Source organism: Arthrobacter sp. ZGTC131, from assembly GCF_002929275.1.
Classification (GTDB): domain Bacteria; phylum Actinomycetota; class Actinomycetes; order Actinomycetales; family Micrococcaceae; genus Arthrobacter.
Genome location: NZ_PJIK01000027.1, coordinates 1 through 21317, shown reverse-complemented (window position 1 = coordinate 21317; position 21317 = coordinate 1). Strand labels below are relative to the sequence as shown.

General features: G+C 65.6%; 19 protein-coding genes and 1 tRNA gene. 11 read left to right on the top strand and 9 right to left on the bottom strand.

What is annotated here, in order from left to right; genetic code table 11:
• Positions 1 to 86 precede the first annotated feature (86 nt).
• A complete protein-coding gene (locus CXQ90_RS20965; RefSeq protein ID WP_104141280.1) occupies positions 87 to 626 on the bottom strand; it encodes a TetR/AcrR family transcriptional regulator in 540 nt (179 codons plus the stop codon).
• Positions 627 to 693: 67 nt separating this feature from the next.
• Here CXQ90_RS20965 and CXQ90_RS20960 point away from each other — a divergent pair, with 67 nt between their 5' ends.
• Positions 694 to 2268 (top strand): MFS transporter, encoded by a 1575-nt coding sequence (locus CXQ90_RS20960; RefSeq protein ID WP_104141275.1) that lies wholly within the window; start codon positions 694 to 696, stop codon positions 2266 to 2268.
• Positions 2269 to 2478: 210 nt separating this feature from the next.
• Here the strand turns inward: CXQ90_RS20960 and CXQ90_RS20955 are convergent, their stop codons facing one another.
• Positions 2479 to 2958 carry a Dps family protein gene (locus CXQ90_RS20955; protein WP_104141274.1) on the bottom strand — a complete coding sequence of 160 codons (480 nt, stop codon included), beginning with the start codon at positions 2956 to 2958 and terminating at the stop codon, positions 2479 to 2481.
• Between the two features lie 208 nt (positions 2959 to 3166).
• On the opposite strand from CXQ90_RS20955, the gene CXQ90_RS20950 reads away from it, so the two are divergent.
• From CXQ90_RS20950 to CXQ90_RS20940, 3 genes are read left to right on the top strand one after another with little or no spacing between them, the layout of a single operon-like run.
• A complete protein-coding gene (locus CXQ90_RS20950) occupies positions 3167 to 4201 on the top strand; it encodes a nitrilase-related carbon-nitrogen hydrolase (protein ID WP_104141273.1) in 1035 nt (344 codons plus the stop codon).
• Positions 4198 to 5235: an agmatine/peptidylarginine deiminase gene (locus tag CXQ90_RS20945; RefSeq protein WP_104141272.1), complete on the top strand. Its 1038-nt coding sequence runs from the start codon at positions 4198 to 4200 to the stop codon at positions 5233 to 5235. The genes CXQ90_RS20950 and CXQ90_RS20945 overlap by 4 nt, the downstream gene beginning before the upstream one ends.
• A 29-nt stretch (positions 5236 to 5264) precedes the next feature.
• On the top strand, positions 5265 to 6842 hold the full coding sequence (locus CXQ90_RS20940; RefSeq protein WP_258064674.1) for an APC family permease: 1578 nt from the start codon (positions 5265 to 5267) through the stop codon (positions 6840 to 6842).
• Between the two features lie 115 nt (positions 6843 to 6957).
• Here CXQ90_RS20940 and CXQ90_RS20935 read toward each other — a convergent pair whose 3' ends face one another.
• From CXQ90_RS20935 to CXQ90_RS20925, 3 genes are all read right to left on the bottom strand, one after another.
• The gene (locus CXQ90_RS20935; protein WP_104141271.1) at positions 6958 to 7506 is read right to left on the bottom strand and encodes a hypothetical protein; all 549 of its coding nucleotides are present in this window, start codon (positions 7504 to 7506) and stop codon (positions 6958 to 6960) included.
• A gap of 371 nt (positions 7507 to 7877) precedes the next feature.
• Complete coding sequence (locus tag CXQ90_RS20930; protein ID WP_104141270.1) at positions 7878 to 8180, bottom strand: DUF4193 domain-containing protein; 303 nt, start codon at positions 8178 to 8180, stop codon at positions 7878 to 7880.
• 121 nt (positions 8181 to 8301) lie between these two features.
• Positions 8302 to 8526: a hypothetical protein gene (locus CXQ90_RS20925; RefSeq protein ID WP_104141269.1), complete on the bottom strand. Its 225-nt coding sequence runs from the start codon at positions 8524 to 8526 to the stop codon at positions 8302 to 8304.
• Positions 8527 to 8626: 100 nt separating this feature from the next.
• On the opposite strand from CXQ90_RS20925, the gene CXQ90_RS20920 reads away from it, so the two are divergent.
• Positions 8627 to 8974: a hypothetical protein gene (locus CXQ90_RS20920; protein ID WP_104141268.1), complete on the top strand. Its 348-nt coding sequence runs from the start codon at positions 8627 to 8629 to the stop codon at positions 8972 to 8974.
• A 32-nt stretch (positions 8975 to 9006) separates the two neighbouring features.
• Here CXQ90_RS20920 and CXQ90_RS20915 read toward each other — a convergent pair.
• Together CXQ90_RS20915 and CXQ90_RS20910 are read right to left on the bottom strand one after the other, a co-directional pair.
• Positions 9007 to 9083, bottom strand: a tRNA-Thr gene (locus CXQ90_RS20915).
• 139 nt (positions 9084 to 9222) lie between these two features.
• The gene (locus tag CXQ90_RS20910; protein WP_104141267.1) at positions 9223 to 10113 is read right to left on the bottom strand and encodes a DsbA family protein; all 891 of its coding nucleotides are present in this window, start codon (positions 10111 to 10113) and stop codon (positions 9223 to 9225) included.
• Positions 10114 to 10383: 270 nt separating this feature from the next.
• Between CXQ90_RS20910 and CXQ90_RS20905 the strand changes: the two genes are divergently transcribed.
• The 4 genes from CXQ90_RS20905 to CXQ90_RS20890 all read left to right on the top strand — a co-directional run bounded on the left by CXQ90_RS20905 (position 10384) and on the right by CXQ90_RS20890 (position 15587).
• Positions 10384 to 11796, top strand: coding sequence for a trehalose-6-phosphate synthase (locus CXQ90_RS20905; protein WP_181038662.1), 1413 nt, complete (start codon positions 10384 to 10386; stop codon positions 11794 to 11796).
• A complete protein-coding gene (otsB, locus tag CXQ90_RS20900; protein WP_104141265.1) occupies positions 11786 to 12613 on the top strand; it encodes a trehalose-phosphatase in 828 nt (275 codons plus the stop codon). The genes CXQ90_RS20905 and otsB overlap by 11 nt, the downstream gene beginning before the upstream one ends.
• Before the next feature lie 247 nt (positions 12614 to 12860).
• Entirely contained in the window at positions 12861 to 13943 is a 1083-nt protein-coding gene (locus CXQ90_RS20895) for an ABC transporter ATP-binding protein (RefSeq protein ID WP_104141264.1), read from the top strand.
• Between the two features lie 225 nt (positions 13944 to 14168).
• Positions 14169 to 15587 carry a DUF4032 domain-containing protein gene (locus tag CXQ90_RS20890; protein WP_104141263.1) on the top strand — a complete coding sequence of 473 codons (1419 nt, stop codon included), beginning with the start codon at positions 14169 to 14171 and terminating at the stop codon, positions 15585 to 15587.
• A gap of 14 nt (positions 15588 to 15601) precedes the next feature.
• Here CXQ90_RS20890 and CXQ90_RS20885 read toward each other — a convergent pair whose 3' ends face one another.
• Entirely contained in the window at positions 15602 to 16972 is a 1371-nt protein-coding gene (locus tag CXQ90_RS20885) for an FAD-binding oxidoreductase (protein WP_104141262.1), read from the bottom strand.
• A 230-nt stretch (positions 16973 to 17202) separates the two neighbouring features.
• On the opposite strand from CXQ90_RS20885, the gene CXQ90_RS20880 reads away from it, so the two are divergent.
• Together CXQ90_RS20880 and CXQ90_RS20875 are read left to right on the top strand one after the other, a co-directional pair.
• Positions 17203 to 18951, top strand: a complete 1749-nt coding sequence (locus tag CXQ90_RS20880) for a glycoside hydrolase family 13 protein (RefSeq protein ID WP_104141261.1) — start codon at positions 17203 to 17205, stop codon at positions 18949 to 18951.
• A 4-nt stretch (positions 18952 to 18955) separates the two neighbouring features.
• Complete coding sequence (locus CXQ90_RS20875) at positions 18956 to 19969, top strand: LacI family DNA-binding transcriptional regulator (protein ID WP_104141260.1); 1014 nt, start codon at positions 18956 to 18958, stop codon at positions 19967 to 19969.
• Here CXQ90_RS20875 and CXQ90_RS20870 read toward each other — a convergent pair.
• Positions 19966 to 20463: an SRPBCC domain-containing protein gene (locus CXQ90_RS20870; RefSeq protein WP_104141259.1), complete on the bottom strand. Its 498-nt coding sequence runs from the start codon at positions 20461 to 20463 to the stop codon at positions 19966 to 19968. The genes CXQ90_RS20875 and CXQ90_RS20870 overlap by 4 nt on opposite strands.
• Between the last annotated feature and the right edge of the window lie 854 nt (positions 20464 to 21317).

Below are 21317 nucleotides of genomic sequence, written 5' to 3'. Positions count from 1 at the left end.
CGATGACCACAGTCACAGGGGCTATTCTCCTACGTCCGGAAGGCCTCCGCAAACTGTCAGGCCGCGGCTAGGGAGCGTGATGGGCGCTAGCCCCGGAGCCGCTCAAGCGCGGCCAGCAGGCTCTCGACGTCGGCGGCCGTTTCCGCGGGAGTCGCCGCCGGCCCGATCGACAGCATGGCATTGAAATACAGTCCGTCCCCCATGTAGAGCACCGCCTTCGCAAGGCCAGGACCCACGTCTTTGGCGATCTCATCGAGCCACCGCTGCTGGATGTGGGCGAAGCGGCGCCGGGTCTCCTCGTGGGCCACTTCGGCGAGTCGGGTGGCCGCCACGATGACGCGGTCCAGCGGAGTGTCCGCCCACACCGATGACTTGATGAAGTAGGCCGCAGCGCCTTCCGGCGCCTCGGCCATCGCCTGGGCGTCCGCTTCGGCGAACTCGTCCAGGCGGTCCAGCAGGACGCCGATCAGTGCTTCCTTGTTCGGGAAGTGGTAGAGCAGCCCACCCTTGGAGACACCGGCGCGGCCAGCGACGGCGTCCAGGGTGGCGGCACGCTCCCCCACCTCAATCAGGAGGGATTCGAAGGCATCGAGGACGGCGCCGCGGGCAACTGGTTTTCTGGCCATGGCTCCCATCATGCCTGCTCGAGACTCCGACTTTATAACTGTACCGTCTGGACGGTATAGTTATTTCATGACCACCACTCCAACCCTCCAGCACAGCGGGAACACCTCCGGGGACACCAGGCAGCCCACCTCCGCCCACGGCGGCGTACGTGACTGGATCGCCCTTGGCCTGCTCATGTTCCCGGTCCTCCTGGTGGCCGTGGACAACACCGCGCTGACCTTCGCCCTGCCGGCCATCGCCCGCAGCCTGGATCCGTCGGGAGTGCAGCTGCTGTGGATTGTGGATTCCTACGCCCTGGTTTTGGCCGGCCTTTTGGTGGCCATGGGCAGCCTGGGCGACAGGATCGGCCGCCGCCGGCTGCTTCTCCTCGGCACCACCGGCTTTGCCGCGGTGTCGGCCGCCACCGCGTTTGCTCCGAGTGCGGAATGGCTGATCGCCGGGCGTGCCGCGCTGGGCCTGTTCGGCGCGATGCTCATGCCGTCCACGCTGTCCCTGATCCGCAACATATTTCCGGATCCGGGCAGGCGGCGGCTGGCCGTGGCGGTGTGGGCTGCCGGCTTCTCCGGCGGCGCTGCCCTGGGCCCGATCTTCGGCGGCTGGCTCGTGGAGCAGTTCTGGTGGGGCGCAGTGCTGCTCGTTGCGGTGCCCATCATGCTGCCGCTGCTGGTCTTCGGCCCCTCCTTCATTCCGGAGTCCAAGGATCCCAGCCCCGGCCGGGTGGACCTGCCCAGCATCTCCCTGTCGCTGCTGACCATGGTGCCGGTGGTCTACGGCATCAAGGAACTGGCCACGGAGGGCCCGGGGGCGCAGCCGCTGGCCGTCATTGCGTTCGGCGCTGCCATGGGGTTCCTGTTCGTCCGGCGCCAGCATCGGCTGGCGTCGCCCCTCCTGGACATGTCGCTGTTCAAGAACCGGGTGTTCAGCACGGCCATCACGGCAAACGTACTCGCCCTGTTCTCCTTCAACGGCTTCATCCTGTTCCTCGCGCAGCACCTGCAGTTACTCGAAGGGATGTCACCGTCGGCGTCGGGGACCGCAATGCTCCCCGCCCTGACCGCCACCGTGCTGGCGGGCCTACTTGTGGTGCCGCTGGTGCGGAAAGTCCGGCCCGGATTCGTGGTGGCCGGCGGCTTGTCGCTGAGCGCCGCCGGGTACAGCATCGTGGCCTTCGGCAATCACTCCGCCGGGCCGGCCATGCTACTGGGAGCCTTGCTCATCCTTGCCCTGGGCGTGGGGGCTGCCGAAACTATCTCCAATGACATGATCCTGGGGGCCGTCCCGGCGGAGAAGTCCGGGGCCGCAGCGGCGATTTCCGAGACCGGCTACGAAGTGGGGTCCCTCCTGGGAACTGCCGTTCTGGGATCGATCCTGACGGCGTCGTACCAGCGGCACCTGATGCTGCCCGACGCCGTGACCCAGGCGTCGCCGGCCGATTCCGCGGACCGCGCCCGGGAAACGCTCGCCGGCGCCATGGAGCTGGCGGGAACGCTGCCCGCTCCGCTGTCCGAGTCCCTCGCGGCAGCCGCCCGCACGGCGTTTGACTCCGGCGTCCACATCACGGCCGCCATCGCGCTGGTACTGATGGCGGGAGCGGCGGTCCTCGCCGCCGTCGCGCTGCGCAAAGTGCCGAAGGCCAGGTAGGACGGCACCCGCTGGCGGCGGTGCCGTCCGACGGCGGAAGCTGGCCGACGTCGGAGGCCCACCGACGTCGGGGGCCGGCCGGCGGCGGGAGACGTCAAGGAATTAAAGGGAGATGCGGGCGGCCCCGGACATGCTCCGGTGCCGTCCGCATCTAAGCCGGCAGCGCATGCCGTTGCACGCCCGCTGCTGCCGGCTAGTTAATGCTGCTGGCTACTTGCTGTCAGGCTGCGTGACGCTCGCCGAGGCCTTCATATTCTCGGCGCCCACCATCCAGGCGTACTGCTCGAGCTTTTCGATAAAGGCGTGGAGCAGGTCTGCCGTGGTGGGGTCCTCCTCATCCACCTCGTCATGAACCTTGCGCATGGTGCCGACGGCCGCTTCCAGCGCTGCCACGATGCGGTCGACCGCATCCTTCGTAGTGATGAGCCCCTGCGGGAACTCCGCCAGGCTCGTGGACTTTGCCACAGTCTCGCTGCGGCCGTCGGGAAGGGCATGCAGCGCTCGCATGCGCTCCGCCGTGTCGTCGGCGAAGGCCCTAGCGGCGTCGACGATTTCATCCAGCTGGAGGTGGAGGTCCCTGAAGTTGGTTCCCACGATGTTCCAGTGCGCCTGCTTGCCCTGAATGTGCAGCTCGATCAGATCGGCCAGCACGGCCTGCATGTTATTGGTCAGTGTCGGTGAAGCCTTCATGAATCCTCCTCGATTGGTCCAGTGGTTTCGACGCTACCGCAGGCGCGTCGCGGGCAGGGAGGGTGCGTTGCAAATTTCACCATCAGCTTACTTACTATTCGGTCATAAATGAACGGTATTCACATAACCCTTGTCAGGCGCCTCCGCACTGTGCATACTAAATGAACGTCATTCATTTAGTGACGGTCGTCTCACTGGAGTAGTCATCATGATTGAAATTACCTGTCTCGATTCGCCCGCCTCGCCCGCCCGGACAACGCCGTCCACGCGCCCGGCCCTGCGGGTCGGCGTTGTGCAGCACCGCTGGCACAGCAGCGCAGCCGCCCTGCGCGCCGAACTCAACGACGGCATCGACCGTGCGGCCCGGCTCGGCGCCGCCGTGGTCTTCCTGCCGGAACTCACCTTGTCCCGCTATCCGGCGGACCAGGTTCCGGAGAACGACCTGAGCAGGTCCGGACAAACCCGGCCGCGTCCGTCGGACGGTGCCGAAGACCTGCTCACCGGCCCCACCTTCCGCTTCGCCGCCGAGGCTGCCCGCCGGAACGGCATCAGCGTCCATGCTTCGCTCTACCACCGGGCCAAGAACCCGGACGGCACGGACGACGGCCTGGGCCTGAACACGTCCATCCTCGTCTCCCCGGGCGGCGAGCTGCTGGCCCGGACGCACAAGCTCCACATCCCCGTGACAGCCGGCTACTACGAGGACAAGTTCTTCCGGAAAGGCCCTGCTGCCGAGGACGCCTATGAGGTCCACTCCCCGATCGAACTCGGCGGTGCTCGGCTCGGCATGCCCACCTGCTGGGACGAGTGGTTCCCGGAGCTGGCCAGGATGTACTCGCTGGGCGGCGCCGAACTGCTGGTGTATCCGACGGCGATCGGTTCCGAGCCGCTCTTCCCGGAGTTCGATACCCAGCCGCTGTGGCAGCAGGTCATCGTGGGCAACGGCATCGCAAACGGGCTGTTCATGGTGGTCCCCAACCGCTGGGGCCAGGAGGGCAGCCTGAACTTCTACGGGTCCTCCTTCATCTCGGATCCCTACGGCCGGATCCTGGCCCAGGCGCCGCGGGACGAATCCGCAGTCCTCGTCGCGGACCTGGACCTCGACCAGCGGCGTGACTGGCTCACGCTGTTCCCCTTCCTGACCACCCGCCGACCCGACACGTACGGCCGGCTCACCGATCCCGTGCGCCCCGACGCTCCGCTCGGCGGCGAGGCGCCCGTGTACCTGGAGGTGACGGCATGAGCACCTGGCGCATGCCCGCCGAAACGGCGCGCCAGGAGCGGCTCTGGATGGCGTTCCCGGCCGGCGGCTACACACTGGGCGACACCGCGGAAGAGGCACACGCCGCGCGCTCCGTCTGGGCCGCCGTCGCCAATGCCGCCGTCGAATTTGAGTCGGTCACCGTGGTGGTGGACTCGGCCGACGTCGGGACCGCCGCGCGCTACCTGGATCCGGCCGTCGAGGTGCTCACCGCCGAACTCAACGACGCCTGGATGCGCGATATCGGCCCCACGTTTGTGCTCGACGGCAGCGGCCGGCTGGGCGCCGTGGACTGGGTCTTCAACGGCTGGGGCGCGCAAGACTGGGCCCGCTGGGACAAGGACTCGCTCATTGCCGCCGAGGTGGCGGGCAGGTCCGGCGCGCACCACATCGTATCCAGGCTGGTCAACGAAGGCGGCGGGATCCAGGTGGACGGCGAAGGAACCGTGCTGGTCACAGAAACGGTGCAGCTGGACCCGGGCCGCAACCCCGGCCTCGGCAAGGCAGAGATCGAGGCCGAGCTGGCCAGGACCATCGGCGCCACGCACGTGATCTGGGTTCCCCGCGGCCTGACGCGTGATTCGGAACGGTTCGGCACGCGGGGCCATGTGGACATCGTGGCCGCCATCCCGTCGCCCGGCACCCTGCTGGTCCATTCGCAGCAGGATCCGGCCCATCCGGACTTTGAGGTCAGCCGCGAAATCATCAGTTTCCTGTCCTCCACCAGAGATGCCGCCGGGCGGGAATGGAACATTATCGAGGTTCCGGCACCGGAAACGCTCACGGATCCGGAAGGGTTCGTGGACTACAGCTACATCAACCATGTGGCGGTCAACGGCGGAGTCATCGCCTGCACCTTCGCCGACCCCAACGACGAGAAGGCCCTCCGCATCCTCGCAGACGCCTATCCGGGACGCCGTGTGGTGGGAATCGACGCCCGCGAGCTCTTCGCCCGCGGCGGCGGCATCCACTGCATCACCCAGCAGCAGCCCGCAGTCCTAATACCTGTGTCCTAGAACCAGCCGTATCCCAGAAAGGGCCAGTCATGAGCCAAACCACCCGCGACACCGCCGCCACCGGCGGGGGCGCCTCCACCGGTGCCGCCGTCCCGGCTACCGCCGGACGCCCGGACGGCATTACCGGAAAGGGACTGAAGGGCGGGCAACTGGGCCTCCTCGCCGTCGTCGTCCTCGGCATCTCGACCATCGCGCCGGCCTACACCCTGACCGGCGCCCTTGGCCCCACCGTCAACGAGGCCGGGCTTCAGCTGCCGGTCATATTCCTCATAGGCTTCATCCCCATGATCCTGGTATCCCTGGCCTACCGCGAGCTGAACGCGGACTCCCCGGACAGCGGCACCACGTTCACCTGGGTTACCAAGGCCTTCGGTCCCTGGGTGGGCTGGATGGGCGGCTGGGGTCTGCTGGCGGCCAATATCATTGTGCTGTCCAACCTTGCCGGCGTGGCCGTGGACTTCTTCTACCTGTTCCTGGCCCAGCTGACGGGGTCCCCCGAGCTGGCGGACCTGGCGGCGAACAAGCCGCTGAATGTGCTCACGTGCTTCGTCTTCGTCGCCCTGGCCGTGTGGGTCAGCTACCGGGGGCTGCACACCACCAAACTGGTGCAGTACGGGCTGGTGGGCTTCCAGCTGCTAGTCCTGGGCCTCTTCGTGGGCCTGGCATTCGCCAACTGGTCCACGTCAGAGACCGCCATCCCCTTCAGCTGGGAGTGGTTCGACGTCACCAAGATCGAGACTTTCGGCCAGATCGCGGCCGGCATCTCGCTGTCCATCTTCGTCTACTGGGGCTGGGACGTGTGCCTGACCGTCAACGAGGAAACAGCCAACGGCAAGAAGACCGCAGGCCTGGCAGGGACGCTGACCGCCGTCGTCGTCCTCGGCATTTATCTGCTGGTGACCATCGCCACCATGATGTTCGCCGGAGTCGGGGACACGGGAATCGGCCTGAACAACGAGGAAAACCACGCGAACGTCTTCACCGCGCTGGCTTCCCCGGTCATGGGCCCGTTCGCCATCCTGATGTCGCTGGCAGTGCTCTCCAGCTCGGCGGCATCGCTCCAGTCCACGTTCACCTCGCCGTCGCGGAGCCTGCTTGCCATGGCCCACTACGGGGCGCTGCCCGCCCCGTTCAGTCACATGAGCAAGAAGTTTTCGACGCCGGGATTCGCCACTGTCGCGGCGGGTGTCCTGTCCGCGGGGTTCTATGCCGTCATGCATGTGATCAGCGAGAACGTCCTCAATGACACCATCCTCGCCCTGGGCCTGATGATCTGCTTCTACTACGGGCTGACGGCGTTCGCCTGCGCCTGGTATTTCCGCAACAGCGTGTTCGGCAGCGCGCGCAATTTCATCCTGCGCCTGCTATGCCCGCTGCTCGGCGGCGTCGGCCTGTTCGTCGTCTTCCTCCAGACCGCCGCAGACAGCTGGGCCCCGGAATTCGGCAGCGGTTCGGAGATCTTCGGCGTGGGCCTCGTGTTTGTGCTCGGCATCGGGATCCTCGCCCTGGGAATCGTCTTCATGCTGGTCATGGCACGGCTGCGGCCCGGCTTCTTCCGCGGGGACACCATCCGCAAGGACACTCCGGCGCTGGTGGTTCCGGAGTAGCGGCAGCTCCAGCTAGGCACCACAGCGACGCCCCGCTTCCCGGTTACCGGGGCGGGGCGTTCGCTGTGTTACTCAGGGTTTTGCCGGTCCAAGGACGCCGTTGTGGCGCGATATGTCACCAGTGATGGGCAACGTCGATGACCAGACGGGAGCCTGAGCCTGGTCCGGCAAGGGTGAATACCTGGAACGGAAGCCGCGCGCGGACACCAAGGCCCAGGGTGGTGTACCCCTCAAAACTGCCTGCCCAGGCAACCTGCCGGAAGGTCTGGTAGCCGGAAACATTGGTCACCTCGGAGCGGTTGGCCGGGATGAAGGTGGCCTTGCCAGTGACATTGTCATAGGCGGGTGAGTTGGCGGTGATCTGCAGGAACGCGCCGCCCCTCATCTTGATGGGCAGGCCGGAGCCGTCCTGGACCACTTGGGAAACGTAGCGGGCGTTGTAGCCCTCGGCTTTTCCCTTGAGATCGATGACCAGCCGGTCGAAGCAGTAGTGCCGCCCCGTCCGTACATTGGATACTGATGCGGTGCTCATTTTTTGGTTGGACTCTGCTAACGAGCCCCAGACGAGCCCGCAGTAAGAGGCTGCGGATGCGGGCCCCGGAGCCATAAGGCCTAGTCCGACAGCCATAAGGATAGCTGTCAGCCAAGCGTGGATTTTTTTCATTTTTGGCCACCCCCTCGAGTGATTGGATAGATCAAGCGTAGGAGCGCAGAAACCCCGAAACGAGGGATGTATCCGGTTCGGAGCGCAACCGTTAATCTCACCGAAAACGGATTACAGGGCCGTGATTCCGGGGGCCCTTTACGGGGCATCGAGAGGTTTTTGTGGCCATTCCTCCATTTGGCTGTTATCCCTCATAACGGCCGTTATCCGCCGGCACCACACTGCATTCGCGGAGGAGGGACGCAGCCGGAGACGCAACAGCCTTGGGCCGCCCGAAAAAAGGCACAAAAAAGCGAGGCGCCAGCTACCCCTAGGGGCCGCCGGCGTCTCGCGAGCTTGCTTCAAAGAAAGGCGAGCGCCTGGGGCAGGATTTAGCCTTCGCAATCGCGGCAGTACTTCATGCCGTTCTTTTCGCGTGCCACCTGGGACCGGTGGCGGACCAGGAAGCAGGAGGAGCAGGTGAACTCATCGGACTGCTCGGGGACAACGACGACCATCAGTTCCTCGCCGGAAAGATCAGCGCCCGGAAGGTCGATGCCCTCGGCGGTGTCATTTTCGTCGACGTCGATAACTGCGGTCTGGGCGCCGCCGCCGCGGGAGGCCTGCAGCGCCTCCAGGGATTCGGAGGGAGACTCTTCTTCTGTCTTGCGTGGGGCGTCGTAATCGGTAGCCATAGCGTTGTTCACTTTCGTTGCTGCGCAGCGCCATTTCAGGCACCTCAGTGAAGCAGTTTAGGTCATTAAGCAGCAGGTTGAAGAATAGTGTGTGCAACGAGACAAATGCCGCGTGTCCCGGCTATTCCGCACTCTTGCCGGGGGCGGCGTCGTGAGCCTTTCGCGCGTGGTCTCCGGCCACTGCAATTCCGCTCAGGGCAGGTAGCCAGGCCCAGCGAGTGACCTCCGAAAGGGCGTCTGCGGCCTGCTCCTCGGTGGCCGGAAGGCGGGCGAGGAACGATGCGTCTGCGACGGTGTCGCGCAGCCTCGCCAGCAGTGCCCTGGCCGGGGCCCATGTCGTAGTCATGGTGCAAAGGTAGGCGCCCCGTGTTGTGGCCACGTTTCGGCGGGGTCTCCGCAGGGTAAATCCACTTTAACCACCACTTCAAACAATGCGGAGGCACCCGATGGCCACGAAACTGAACCGCAAAGCGTTGGAACACGCGCGCGACCTCGTGAAGAAAGGGAAGGTCGAGCGGGATGTCCGCGATGACTGGAGCGAGCACGCCCCCTCGACCGATGAGGAAAACGCCTATATCGACAAGCACGGGTTTGCAGAGTTTTCGAAGTGGCACCTCGGGATCGACCGCGAGCAGTCGGAGGGCACCAAGGGGAGCGTGAGCTTCCCGTTCGGCGACTTCAAGAAGGTCCACCGCTGCGCCGTCATTTCCTTGGAGAGCCGGGCAGCGCAGCACGATCACGAGGACATCCGCAAGGCGGCCAAGGATTTGCTGGAGGAGATTGATGCGGACTGAGGCCGCACGCCCCTCAGGGTCACCACCGCAAGTGGAGCCCCCTGTCGGATTCGAACCGACGACCCCCGCTTTACAAGAGCGGTGCTCTGGCCAACTGAGCTAAGGAGGCGCGCCCGTCAGGGCTGGCGCCGCGAAGGCGCTAGATAAGGTTAGCCCAAGGACGGCCTGCTGGTAAAAACGGCGATGGCCAGGTTTCCGGAAGGATCCGGGAACCTGGCCATCAGCTCATTCAGGGAGACCGCCGGTGGTTAGGCCTTGGCCTTGATCGCTGCCTCGACGAAGGCCGGGAATTCGACCTGCGCGCTGTCTCCCTTGCCCCACTGCTTGCCGTCCACCATGACAGTCGGCGTACCGGTGACGCCGATGATGGACGCTTCCTGCGTGGCGTACTTCACCCAGGGGCGGTAGGTCTTCTCGTCGACGCACGTGTCGATGCTCTTGGCGCCTACTTCCGTGGCCATCTTCTTCAGCTCGTCGTCGGACAGGCCCGCGCCGCCTTCAGCTGGCTGCTTGTCAAACAGTGCGTTCACGAAATCCGCGTATTTCTCCGGGGATTCATTAACTACGCAGGCAGCGGCGTTGGCTGCGCGGGAGGAGTAGTTGGTGGTGGAGCGGCTGTCCAGGAAACCGAGCGGACGGTATTCCACGGTGATCTTGCCCTCGTTGCGGAGCGTCGTCAGGGTTTCGTTGTATTGTGCTTCGAAGTTCTTACAGACGGGGCAAATGAAGTCGACATACAGCACCACCTTCACCGGCTTACCGGCTTCAGCATCCGCACCGGGAGCCTTCACCGTGGCGGGAGGAGTTGCCGGAGCCTCCGGAAGGTCGGCGATGTTCACCGTGCCCGGCTCGGACTTTGCTACTTCTGAGCCCTTCAGCAGGGTGACGCCGCCGTGGACGTTGGCGCTGGCCGGGGTGGGGCCCTGGTCCGCCACGGGAGCGTTGTTCTTCAGGCTGGTGCTGACCACTAGGCCCACGACGACGAGGATGGCCACCACTGCAGCGACGATGCCCCAGCCGATCAGCAGCTTGTTCCGCTTGTCCTTTTTCAGCTGCGCCTCGCGGATCTGGCGGGCTTTCTCGCGGGCCTCTGCCGTTCGGTCTGCTTTGGACTTGCGGGGTTCGTTTGCGGGGCTCATTAGTTCCTCGTGTCGATCGGACAGGTGCGGACCACCCAGGGGCAACTCTCCCATTTTAGGGGGAAACCCCAGAGCTTGCGCTTTCAAGTATTCCTTCAGCGTGCCTAACGGGCGAATAGCCCGGAAGATTCCGGCCCGTTAGGGTTGATTGAGAGTCACAAGCAACCCCAGGGGGCCGCAATGCAACGACCTGACCACAATAAATCCGACACTAAGACGGAAAACGGGGCGGCGTCAGGCGAACACTCTGACGCTGCGACATACGACTTCATGGTGGTGTCCAACCGCCTGCCCGTGGACCGCTGCGCAGCAGGCGAACCGGGCGACGACGGGTCCGGCTGGCGCCGTTCCCCCGGCGGCCTGGTGACCGCCCTTGCTCCGATGATGACCAAGACCGACGGCGCCTGGGTCGGCTGGCACGGCGCTCCGGACGAGACGGTCGAGCCGTTCAGCCATGGCGGCATGGACCTTGTTCCCGTGCAGCTCAGCACGGACGATGTCGAGCTGTACTACGAGGGATTCTCAAACGCCACCCTGTGGCCGCTGTACCACGACGTCATCGCCCCGCCGGAGTTTCACCGAACCTGGTGGGAGGCCTACCGCAGCGTCAACAGGAGGTTCGCCGACGCCGTCGTCCGCCACGCCGACCACGGCGCGACTGTCTGGGTCCAGGACTACCAGCTCCAGCTGGTGCCCCGGATGCTGCGCGAAGCGCGCCCGGACCTGCGGATCGGGTTCTTCAACCACATCCCGTTCCCCCCGCCGGAGATCTTCGCCCAGCTACCCTGGCGCCACGCCATCATCGACGGACTGCTGGGGGCGGACCTGGTGGGCTTCCAACGCAGCAGCGACGCCGGCAACTTCATGCGCTCGGCCAGGCGTTTCCTCGGAGCCAGCGTCAAGCAGCAGCAGGTGCACGTCAAGGGCGCCAACGGCGACATCACGCACATCGCCCGCGCCCAGGCCTTCCCCATCTCCATCGACGTCCAGCAGATCAGCGAACTGGCCAGGAAGCCGGAGATCATTGAACGGTCGCGCCAGATCCGGCAGGACCTCGGTAACCCCAAGACCATCCTGCTCGGCGTGGACCGGCTCGACTACACCAAGGGGATCCGCCACCGCCTCAAGGCCTACGAAGAGCTCCTCAACGAGGGCAAACTCCAGGTCGGCGACACCACGTTGATCCAGGTCGCCAGCCCCAGCCGCGAGCGCGTTGAGCAGTACCGCCTGCTGCGCGAGGAAGTGGAAGGCACGGTGGGCCACATCAACGGCACGTACGACACCATTCAGAACACCGCGGTCCGCTACCTCCACCACAGCTACCCCATCGAAGAAATGGTGGCGCTGTACCTTGCCGCGGATGTCATGTTGGTCACCGCGCTCCGCGACGGCATGAACCTCGTGGCAAAGGAATACGTCACCGCCCGGACCAACAACGACGGCGCCCTGGTCCTCAGCGAATTCGCCGGCGCGGCGGATCAGCTCAAGCAGGCGCTGCTGATGAACCCGCACGACATCGAAGGCCTCAAGGACACTGTCATGCGGGCCGTCAGAATGTCCCCCAAGGAGTCGGCACGCCGCATGCGTTCCATGCGCAAGCAGATCCTGGACCACGACGTCGACTACTGGTCGGCCGAGTTCCTGCACGCCCTCAACGAAAAGGTGATCCGCGATGACTCATGAGGCAGACCGCCCCGGCACGGGCCAGGCCCGGCTTTCGCTTCCTCCCGAACTGCTGGACGCCGTACGGCGCATCGCGGGCACCGAGAATCTGCTGGTCGCCATGGACTTCGACGGCACCATCTCCCCGCTGGTGGACCACGCAGGTGACGCGCGCCCCCTTCCGCGTTCCGCGGCTGCTTTCGCCGAGCTCGCCGCCCTTCCGAGGACGACGACGGCCCTCATCTCCGGCAGGGCACTCGACAGCCTTCGTGCGGTCGCCTCGCCGCCGGAAGAGACGCTGCTGATCGGCAGCCACGGGGCGGAAGCTTGGCTGGGCCCAGGCTCGGCCCCGCTTACGCTCGAGCCCGATCAGCGGGAACTCCTGGCCGAGGTCCGAAGCGTCCTGGAAGAGATTGTGGACCTCGCCCCCGGCACGGTCTTGGAAGACAAGCCTGCGGGCGTGGTCCTCCACACGCGGTTGGCGCAGGACGATGTGGCCGAGGACGCCGTCTCCGCGGCGCGGGCCGCGCTGCAGGACCGCAAGGGCGTCTTCCTCAAGAACGGCAAGAGAGTCCTGGAGACCTCCGTGGTCCACGCGTCCAAGGGGGAAGGCGTGGACTTCCTCCGGCAAGCCACGGGGGCCACGGGCGTCCTCTTCGCCGGCGACGACACCACTGACGAGGACGCGCTGGCCCGCCTGGGCAGGCACGACGTCGGGGTCAAAGTGGGCTTCGACTTCACGCAGGCGGAGTTCCGGGTGGAGGCCCCCGTGCACGTCGCCGAACTGCTGGAGGCCCTGTTGCGGGAACGCCGGAAGGCCGTGGATTCGGCCCCCTGATGCGGCGGGCCGGCCCCCAGCCGGACGGTCTGTGCGGGATGTCATATGTGAGGCCCGTAACATTTGCACCGTTTCAAGATAAATCTGACATACTCTAGGTGTGATGTGGCGCACAGGAACCGTGCGGCGTCACTCGATACTCCTCGGCTTCGGCCGGGGAGTACATCAAGCAGTACATAACTGAATTACATGAACCATTCACAACGGATCGTCCGGCACGTACCTGCCGGTGAAGGGATTGATAACTGTGGCAACAGTTACTTTTGATAACGCTACGCGTCTGTACCCGGGCACAGAAAAGCCCGCTGTTGACAAGCTCAACATTGAAATCGCCGACGGCGAATTTCTGGTCCTCGTAGGACCCTCCGGTTGCGGTAAGTCCACCTCCCTGCGCATGCTCGCAGGCCTGGAAGACGTGAACGCCGGTCGTATTCTCATTGGCGACCGCGATGTCACCGACGTTCCGCCGAAGGACCGCGACATCGCCATGGTTTTCCAGAACTACGCCCTGTACCCCCACATGACCGTGGCGGACAACATGGGCTTCGCCCTGAAGATTGCAGGCGTCAGCAAGGAAGAGCGCGCCGAGCGAGTCCGTGAAGCTGCCAAGCTCCTGGACCTCGAGCCGTACTTGGACCGCAAGCCGAAGGCACTCTCCGGCGGTCAGCGCCAGCGTGTTGCCATGGGCCGTGCAATCGTGCGTAATCCGCAGGTCTTCCTCATGGATGAGCCGCTTTCCAACCTGGACGCCAAGCTCCGCGTCCAGACCCGCACCCAGATTGCGTCCCTGACCCGCCGCCTGGGCGTCACCACCGTCTACGTGACCCACGACCAGGTCGAAGCAATGACCATGGGTGACCGCGTTGCAGTGCTCAAGGACGGCCTCCTGATGCAGGTGGACACCCCGCGCAACCTGTACGACCGCCCGAAGAACGTCTTCGTTGCCGGCTTCATCGGCTCACCCGCCATGAACCTGCTCGAACTTCCGGTCGTCGACGGCGGCGTCCAGTTCGGCGGCACCGTCTACCCGGTGCCCCGCAACGTCCTCGAAGAGGCCCACGGTAAGACCGTCACCCTTGGCTCACGCCCCGAGGACCTTGAGACCGCTCCCCAGGGCGAAGGCCTGCAGGTTGAGGTCGACGTCGTCGAAGAGCTCGGTGCCGACGCCTACGTCTACGGCCACACCACGCTCGACGGCAAGACCCACGACATCGTGGCACGCGTCGACGGCCGCCGCCCCCCGATGAAGGGCGAGTCCCTCTGGGTCCGTCCGCAGTCCGGCCACGTACACCTGTTCGACACCAAGACCGGTGAGCGCCTGGGCGACTAGTCCCCACCGGCTCCCTAACCTCGCTCCGCTTCGGCCAGGGAATCCTGCCGGCGTGGGCCCAGGCACCGGCGGTGGAGCCTGTCGAAACCGCTTGAGCACCTCCGGAACAACCGGCGGCGGCCCTCCTCAACTGGATGGGCCGCCGTCGGCCGTTAAGCGCCGGTTGACTGCCTTCTTTTGGCACGCCTTTAGGCGGGCCACCCCAACGTACGGAAGAATTGACCCATGACCGAGGAATACAGCGCCCAATGGCATGACGAACCCACCGATTACGGGCAGATCGGCAAACTGCCGCGGTTCGAGGCCGCCAGCGCCAACGACGTCAAAGCGTCCTCGGTCTCCAGTTCCCTGAACATCACGGCGGCCGCCGCGGATCCCGAATTACTCGATCTTCCGTGGCACATCGCGCTCGAAGACTGGCCGGCGGAAAACCTCGCTGCCCTCCCCCGCGGCATCTCGAGGCACATCGTCCGCTTCGCGCACCTCGGCGGATCCGTCATCGCCATCAAGGAAACGTCCGAACACGTCGCCCGCCACGAGTACCACATGCTCCGCAAACTGGCCCGGCTGGACGTTCCTTGCGTGGAACCCGTGGCCGTCATCACCGGCCGCACCACGCCCGACGGCCGGCCGTTGAACCCGGTGCTGGTCACCCGCCACCTGAAATTCTCCATGCCGTACCGCGCACTCTTCTCTCAGATGCTGCGCAAGGACACCCTGACGCGGCTCATCGATGCCCAGGCCCTGCTGATGGTGCGGCTGCACCTTATCGGCTTCTATTGGGGCGACGTCTCGCTCTCCAACACCCTGTTCCGCCGCGACGCCGGCGCCTTCGCCGCCTACCTCGTGGACGCCGAGACCGGCGAACTCTATCCCGACCTCTCCACCGGCCAGCGCGAATACGACCTCGAGATTGCGCGCGTCAACATCGCCGGCGAACTCATGGATCTCCTCGACGGCGGCCTGATCGAGGAAAAGGTGGATCCGGTGGCCACGAGCGAACTCATCATGGACAGCTACCGCCGGCTGTGGGCAGAACTCACCGAAAAGGAATCCTTCGAGATTGGCGAGCGCTGGCGCCTGGGCGCCCGCATCCGGCGCCTCAATGAACTGGGCTTCGACGTCGAGGAATACGCGATCAAGACCACCCAGAACGGCTCCACGATCCAGCTCCAGCCGAAAGTCGTGGACGCCGGCCACCACATGCGGCGCCTGCTGCGCCTTACCGGGCTGGACGCCCAGGAGAACCAGGCCCGCCGGCTGCTCAATGACATGGACTCGTTCCGCGCCGACAACAATCCGGAAATGGACGAGGAATACAGCGCGCACCTCTGGGTGAGCCAGATCTTCGAGCCGATCGTCCGCTCGATCCCCCGCGACCTGTCCGGCAAGCTCGAACCCGCCGAGGCCGTGCACGAAGTGCTCGAACACCGCTGGTACATGTCCGAAAAACAGGAACGCCACATCCCGCTGGCGGAAGCCGTCCAGTCCTACATCGACTCCATCCTGCGCCACCGCCGCGACGAAGCCGCCATCATGCTGAACCCGGACACCGGGCTGCTGAAGATCCTGGAAGTGGAAACCGAGGAATCACGGTATGGCGACGACGAGTCCATCGACGAGTACCCCGACTCCGACGACTGAACGCGACGGCAGGGCTAAATGGCCTTGCCCGGATTAAAGAGTCCCGCTGGGTCGAAGAGCTCCTTGATCCGGTGCTGCAGCTCGCGGACGGGCTCGGGCTGCTCCAGGCCGAGCCAGCGCAGCTTGTACTGCCCCACGCCGTGCTCGCCCGTAATGGTGCCGCCCATGTCCAGCGCCACCGTGACTGACGCATCGAGGGCCTTGTTCAGCCGCCGCATGGCGTCAGCGTCCACCTGGTCGTTCACGCGGTCCACCCAGAAGGTCGGGTGCAGGTTTCCGTCGCCCGCATGCGCCACCACCTTCAGCTTCACGTCGTGGACCTCCGCCAGCGATTCGAGGGCGGCCACATAGTCCACGAGCCGGGAGCGCGGAACGGCGACATCCTCGCCCACCCGGTATTGGTCATCGACTTCGACACCTCTGCTGTTGCGCCGCAGTTCCACCAGCTGCTCGGCTTCCGCGCTGGCTTCGGTGGTGACCACGGCGCCACCCGCGGCAAGGACTTCGCGCACGGCGTCGGCCTCCGCAGCCGCGCCGAAGCCGTCGGTCTGGATCAGGAGCAGCGAGGCGCCCCGGGCGGCCAGGTCCGAGCCGTGGATCTCGTCCAGCTGGGCGAGGGACCCGCCGTCGAGCAGTTCCATGATGGCAGGCTGCACGCGGGACCTGCCCACAGCGAGGACCCCTGCGGCGGCCTGCCGGAAGTCCGTGTAGAACGCGGCAATGGTGTGCACCTCGCGGGACAGGTACTTGAGCCGCACCGTCACACCCACCACAATCCCCAGCGTCCCCTCGGAACCGACGAACAGCCCAGTGAGGTCGTAGCCCGCCACGCCCTTGAAGGTCTGGTGGCCGGTGTGGATCAGGCTGCCGTCAGCGAGCACCACGTCCAGCGCCAGCACCGAATCCCGGGTCACGCCATACTTCGCGCACCGCAGCCCGCCGGCATTAGTGGCAACATTGCCGCCAATCGTTGACGTCCGGAAACTGGCGGGGTCGGGAGCGAACATCAGGCCATGCAGCGCCGCGGCGTCGTTGAGGTCGGCATTGACCACACCGGGTTCAACCACGGCGGTCTCATCATCCGGATTCAGGTCCAGGATCCGGTTCATCCGTTCCAGGCTGAGAACAACCGAACCCTCGCTGGCGTGCGCGCCGCCCGAGACCCCCGTGCCGGCCCCGCGTGGCACGATGGGCACGTTATGCGCTGCGCACGTTCTGACAGCCGCCTGGACGTCAGGCACCGAGCTGGCAAAGACGACGGCGAGCGGCAGCTGGTAATCCAGCACCGGTGCCTGGTCCACGGCGTAGGCGGCCAGGGCAGACTCGTCGTGGAACACTTTTCCTGGACCCAGGACTGAAGTGAGTTCGTCAGCAATGCTGCCCATTGGCTCTCCCGTTTCGATCACATGTGGCTCTCAGTCTAGATGTCGGGACGGCGTAGTTTGCGGGCATTCTGGTCCCGGGGCGCCCGCCCGCCGCGGCCCGCCGCGGCTGCAAGCGCTTCCAGAACGTCTTGCCCTTTGTGGCATACTGTAGGCGTCTTTACCGAAACTGTCATAGGGCTGGTGACTGGAAACGCTTTCATTTCGCCGTTCCACCCGTCTAAGCTGGCCCAATGTCTGTTGACTCATTGCTGTACGCTGCCAGCCCGCTGGCAGGCTCCCTGACCCCGGTTCATGCCGCCGACCACGCCCACGGATGGTGGCGCTCCGCCGTCATCTACCAGGTGTACCCCCGGTCCTTCCGCGACCTCAACGGAGACGGCATCGGCGATCTGGCCGGTATCACGGCGGAGCTCCCGCAGCTGGCCGAACTGGACGTGGACGCGGTGTGGCTCTCCCCCTTCTACCGTTCGCCACAGCGCGATGCAGGCTACGACGTCAGCGACTACTGCGACGTCGACCCCCTGTTCGGCAAGCTGGGTGACTTCGATGGAATGATCGCTGAGGCCAACCGGCTGGGCCTGAGGGTGATCGTGGACCTTGTCCCCAATCACTGCTCCGACCAGCACCGCGATTTCCAGGCTGCCCTCGCCGCAGGGGCCGGCAGCCCAGAACGCGACATGTTCATTTTCCGCGATGGCACGGGCCCCGAGGGCGAGGAGCCGCCCAACAACTGGCAGTCACACTTCGGCGGCTCAGCCTGGACCCGCATCACCGAACCCGACGGCAACCCGGGACAGTGGTACCTGCACCTGTTCGATTCCTCGCAGCCGGACTTCAACTGGGACAACCAAGCCGTCCATGACGAGTTTGAGCGCGTCCTGCGCTTCTGGCTCGACCGGGGAGTCTCCGGCTTCCGGGTGGACGTGGCCCATGCCCTGGTCAAAGCACCCGGGCTGCCGGCATGGGGCGGGCGCGCGGACGGCAGCAGCTCAGATGGTTTCCCCGGCCATGAAGCACCGATGTTCGGCCAGCCTGCGCTGCACGACATCTACCGTGCCTGGCGCCGCATTCTTGAGGAGTACGGACCCGACCGCATCCTCTGCGCGGAAGCCAACGTGGACCCGCTTCCCCGGCTCGCCGACTGGGTCAGGCCTGACGAGATGCACCAGGCGTTCAACTTCCCGTACCTGCATGCCGGACTGGACCTCCACCGGCTGCGCACTGTTGTCACGGAATCGCTCACGTCGTTGGATGCCGTGGGTGCCGCCAGCACCTGGGTGCTCTCCAACCACGACGTTGTCCGGCATGCCACCCGCTTTGGTTACGACTGGTCAGGACCGCGCGAAGGCGACGGGATCGGGCCGGCGGACCCCCAGCCGGACCACGCGACCGGCAAGTCCCGGGCAGCGGCCGCGTCCTTGTTCATGCTGGGCCTGCCGGGCGGTGCCTACCTATACCAGGGCGAGGAGCTCGGGCTTCCGGACGGCATCGACATCCCGGACCATCAGCGGCAGGATCCCACGTTTGCGCGGACGGGCGGCGCGCGGCTGGGCCGCGACGGTTGCCGCGTTCCGCTTCCCTGGCGTGCCGCGGAGCCGCACAACGGCTTCGGCGAGGGCGGGCAGCCCTGGCTCCCACAGCCGGAGAGCTTTACGGAGCTGGCCCGGGACGCCCAGGCCGCGGACCCGTCGTCGCACCTGAATCTCTATCGGCGCATGCTGGCGGCCCGCCGTGAACTCGGCCTCGGGCGCGGGTCCCTGTCCTGGGCCGAGGAATGGTGCACGGGTTCGTCCCTGGCGTTCCTCAACGGCGACGTGCTGGTGGTCATCAACATGGGCGATGAGACCCTCGAACTGCCTGCCGGCGAAATGCTGCTCCGCAGCTCCTCCGCCAGCCATGAATTGTCCGACGGCTGGCATGGAATAGGCTCTGGAGAGACCGTTTGGTTGCGGATTTCAGCAGAGGACTCGGAAAGCTAGGTACATGGCCGGCATCAAGGAAGTCGCGGAACGTGCCGGGCTCTCCATAGCCACCGTTTCGCGTGCCTTGAGCGGCAGGGGCAACGTGTCGCCCACGAGCCGGGCGCGCGCCCAGGCGGCAGCCGCTGACCTTGGCTTCGTGCCGTCCTACCAGGCCTCAAGCCTCGCCTCCGGCCGGAACTACAACATAGGCCTCGTGGTGCCCTCCGTCCACCGCTGGTACTTTGCCTCGGTGGTGGAGGGTGTCTCTGCGGCGCTGCTGGACGCCGGGTACGACCTGACCCTGTACAACATCACCGAAGGCTCCGCGCGCCGCCAGAGCATCCTCAATGACTTCCTGCTGCGCAAACGGGTTGACGCGGTGATTGCGGTTTCGCTCGCCCTCACAGAGTCCGAGATCGCCCAAATGCTGGCCGTCCACCGTCCCATCGTGGGAATCGGCGGGCCGCTGCCGGGTGCCTCCACCATCCGCATCGACGATCACGGCCTGGCTGAGGCGGCTGTGAACCACCTGATACGGCTGGGCCACCATCGGATCGCGCATCTGACCGGAGACTCCGAGCACGAGCAGGACTTCAAGGTCCCCCGCACCCGCCTTGCCGGTTATGAAAAGGCCATGCAGGCCGCCGGACTCAGCGCGCAGCCCGAGTGGATCGTTGCCGCGGACTTCACCGTCCAGGGCGCCTACGCCGCAGCCCGCTCGCTGCTGGGTGGTGCTGCAGAGCGGCCGACTGCCGTCTTCGCCGCCTCCGACGAAATGGCGATCGGCACCATCCTCGCCGCCCGCGACTTCGGGCTGCGGATTCCGGATGACCTTTCTGTCATCGGGATGGACGGCCACGAACTCGGCGCGCTGTTCGGCCTCACCACCATTGACCAGGACCCGCGTGGCCAGGGCGCGCTGGCAGTTCGCCTCCTGCTGGACGGGCTCGACGGCGGAACGGACAAGGCGGTCCTCGACACCGAGTATCCGACGAAGTTCATTTTCCGGTCCAGCACTGCTGTGCCGCCGGCTTAGTCTTCTTCCGCGCCGCCCATGAAGCGCACGAACCGGTCAAGGATGTCCGGCCAACCCTTCTCGTAGCTGGCACGGGTGCCTGCCGGGTCCTCGGCGCCTTCCCAGCCGTCGTGCACCACCCGCACCTCGGTGCCGCTCTCGACTGCGCGGAAGGCCATCCTGACTTCCGTGGACCACAGCGCCGTGGTGCCGGGGTACCAGGAGGCGTGGAAGGACAGCGGAGGCTGCCAGTCGTCGATCGTTCCCCAGGTGGTGCTCCTGCCGTCGTCGGCAGTCTCGAGGATGAGGTTCTCCTCAAACTCCACGTAAGAGCCCGGGCCGTACACGCTGTTGGAGTCCATAGGCCACCACAGGTGGGTGTGATCTGTGAAGCCCATAAAGGCACGCGATACCGGTCCGGGAACCACCACGGTGCAGACCACCGGGTCCAAATTCTCGGTGGGAACCGGCTCATTGGCTCCGGGGCCGGCGGCGTGGCTGAAGAGGTTTTCCATGGGCACCTACTCTACCGGGTACAAGGTAGGGCTCAGGGCGCCAACCGTAGCGCGCACGGTGCAGGGCTCGCGTTGTGGGCTCACGGTTTAGGGCTCACGGTCTGGGCTCACGGTGTGGGCTCACGGTCTAGGGCTCGCCGTGTGGGCTCAGGGTGAAGGGCTAAGGGTGAAGGGCTCACGGTGGCGAGCGTAGGTCTCATGGTGCCGAAGGCACCGCTTGGTTGTCCGGCGCAGCTGGCCCGCCGGCTGACCGAGTCGCAACCCTCTCACCTTCCGCGCTCCCCAGGGCGACCCTCTATCACTATCTGCCGACAAATCACAGACGCTCTCTCACTTCCCGCCGGTTACCCACGGACGCTCTCTCACTACCTGCGGATAAATCACGGACGCTCTACCGGTGTGGCCGGTGACGGCGGCGGTGTGCTGGCCTGGGGCCGCCCGGCGTGGGGGCGGTCGGCGAGCGTCCCGTTCCGGGCGACAGGTAGTGAGAGTGCGTCACGTTCCGGGCGACAGGTTGTGGGAGAGCGTCACGTTCCGGGCGACAGGTAGTGAGAGTGCGTCCCGTTCCGGGCGACAGGTAGTGAGAGAGCGTCCCGTTCTACGCGACAGGTAGTGAGAGAGCGTCCCGTTGTACGCGGCAGGATGTGGGAGAGGGTCCCGTTCCGGGCCTGGTTTGTGTGTCGGCTCCGGGCCAAGACGTGCCCGGTTAAGCCAAGACGTGCCCGGTTAAAAGGATCAGGCCCCGACATACGTTGTCGGGGCCTGAGCCATAAATAGTGTCCGGCGGTGACCTACTCTCCCACACCCTCCCGGGTGCAGTACCATCGGCGCTGTGGGTCTTAGCTTCCGGGTTC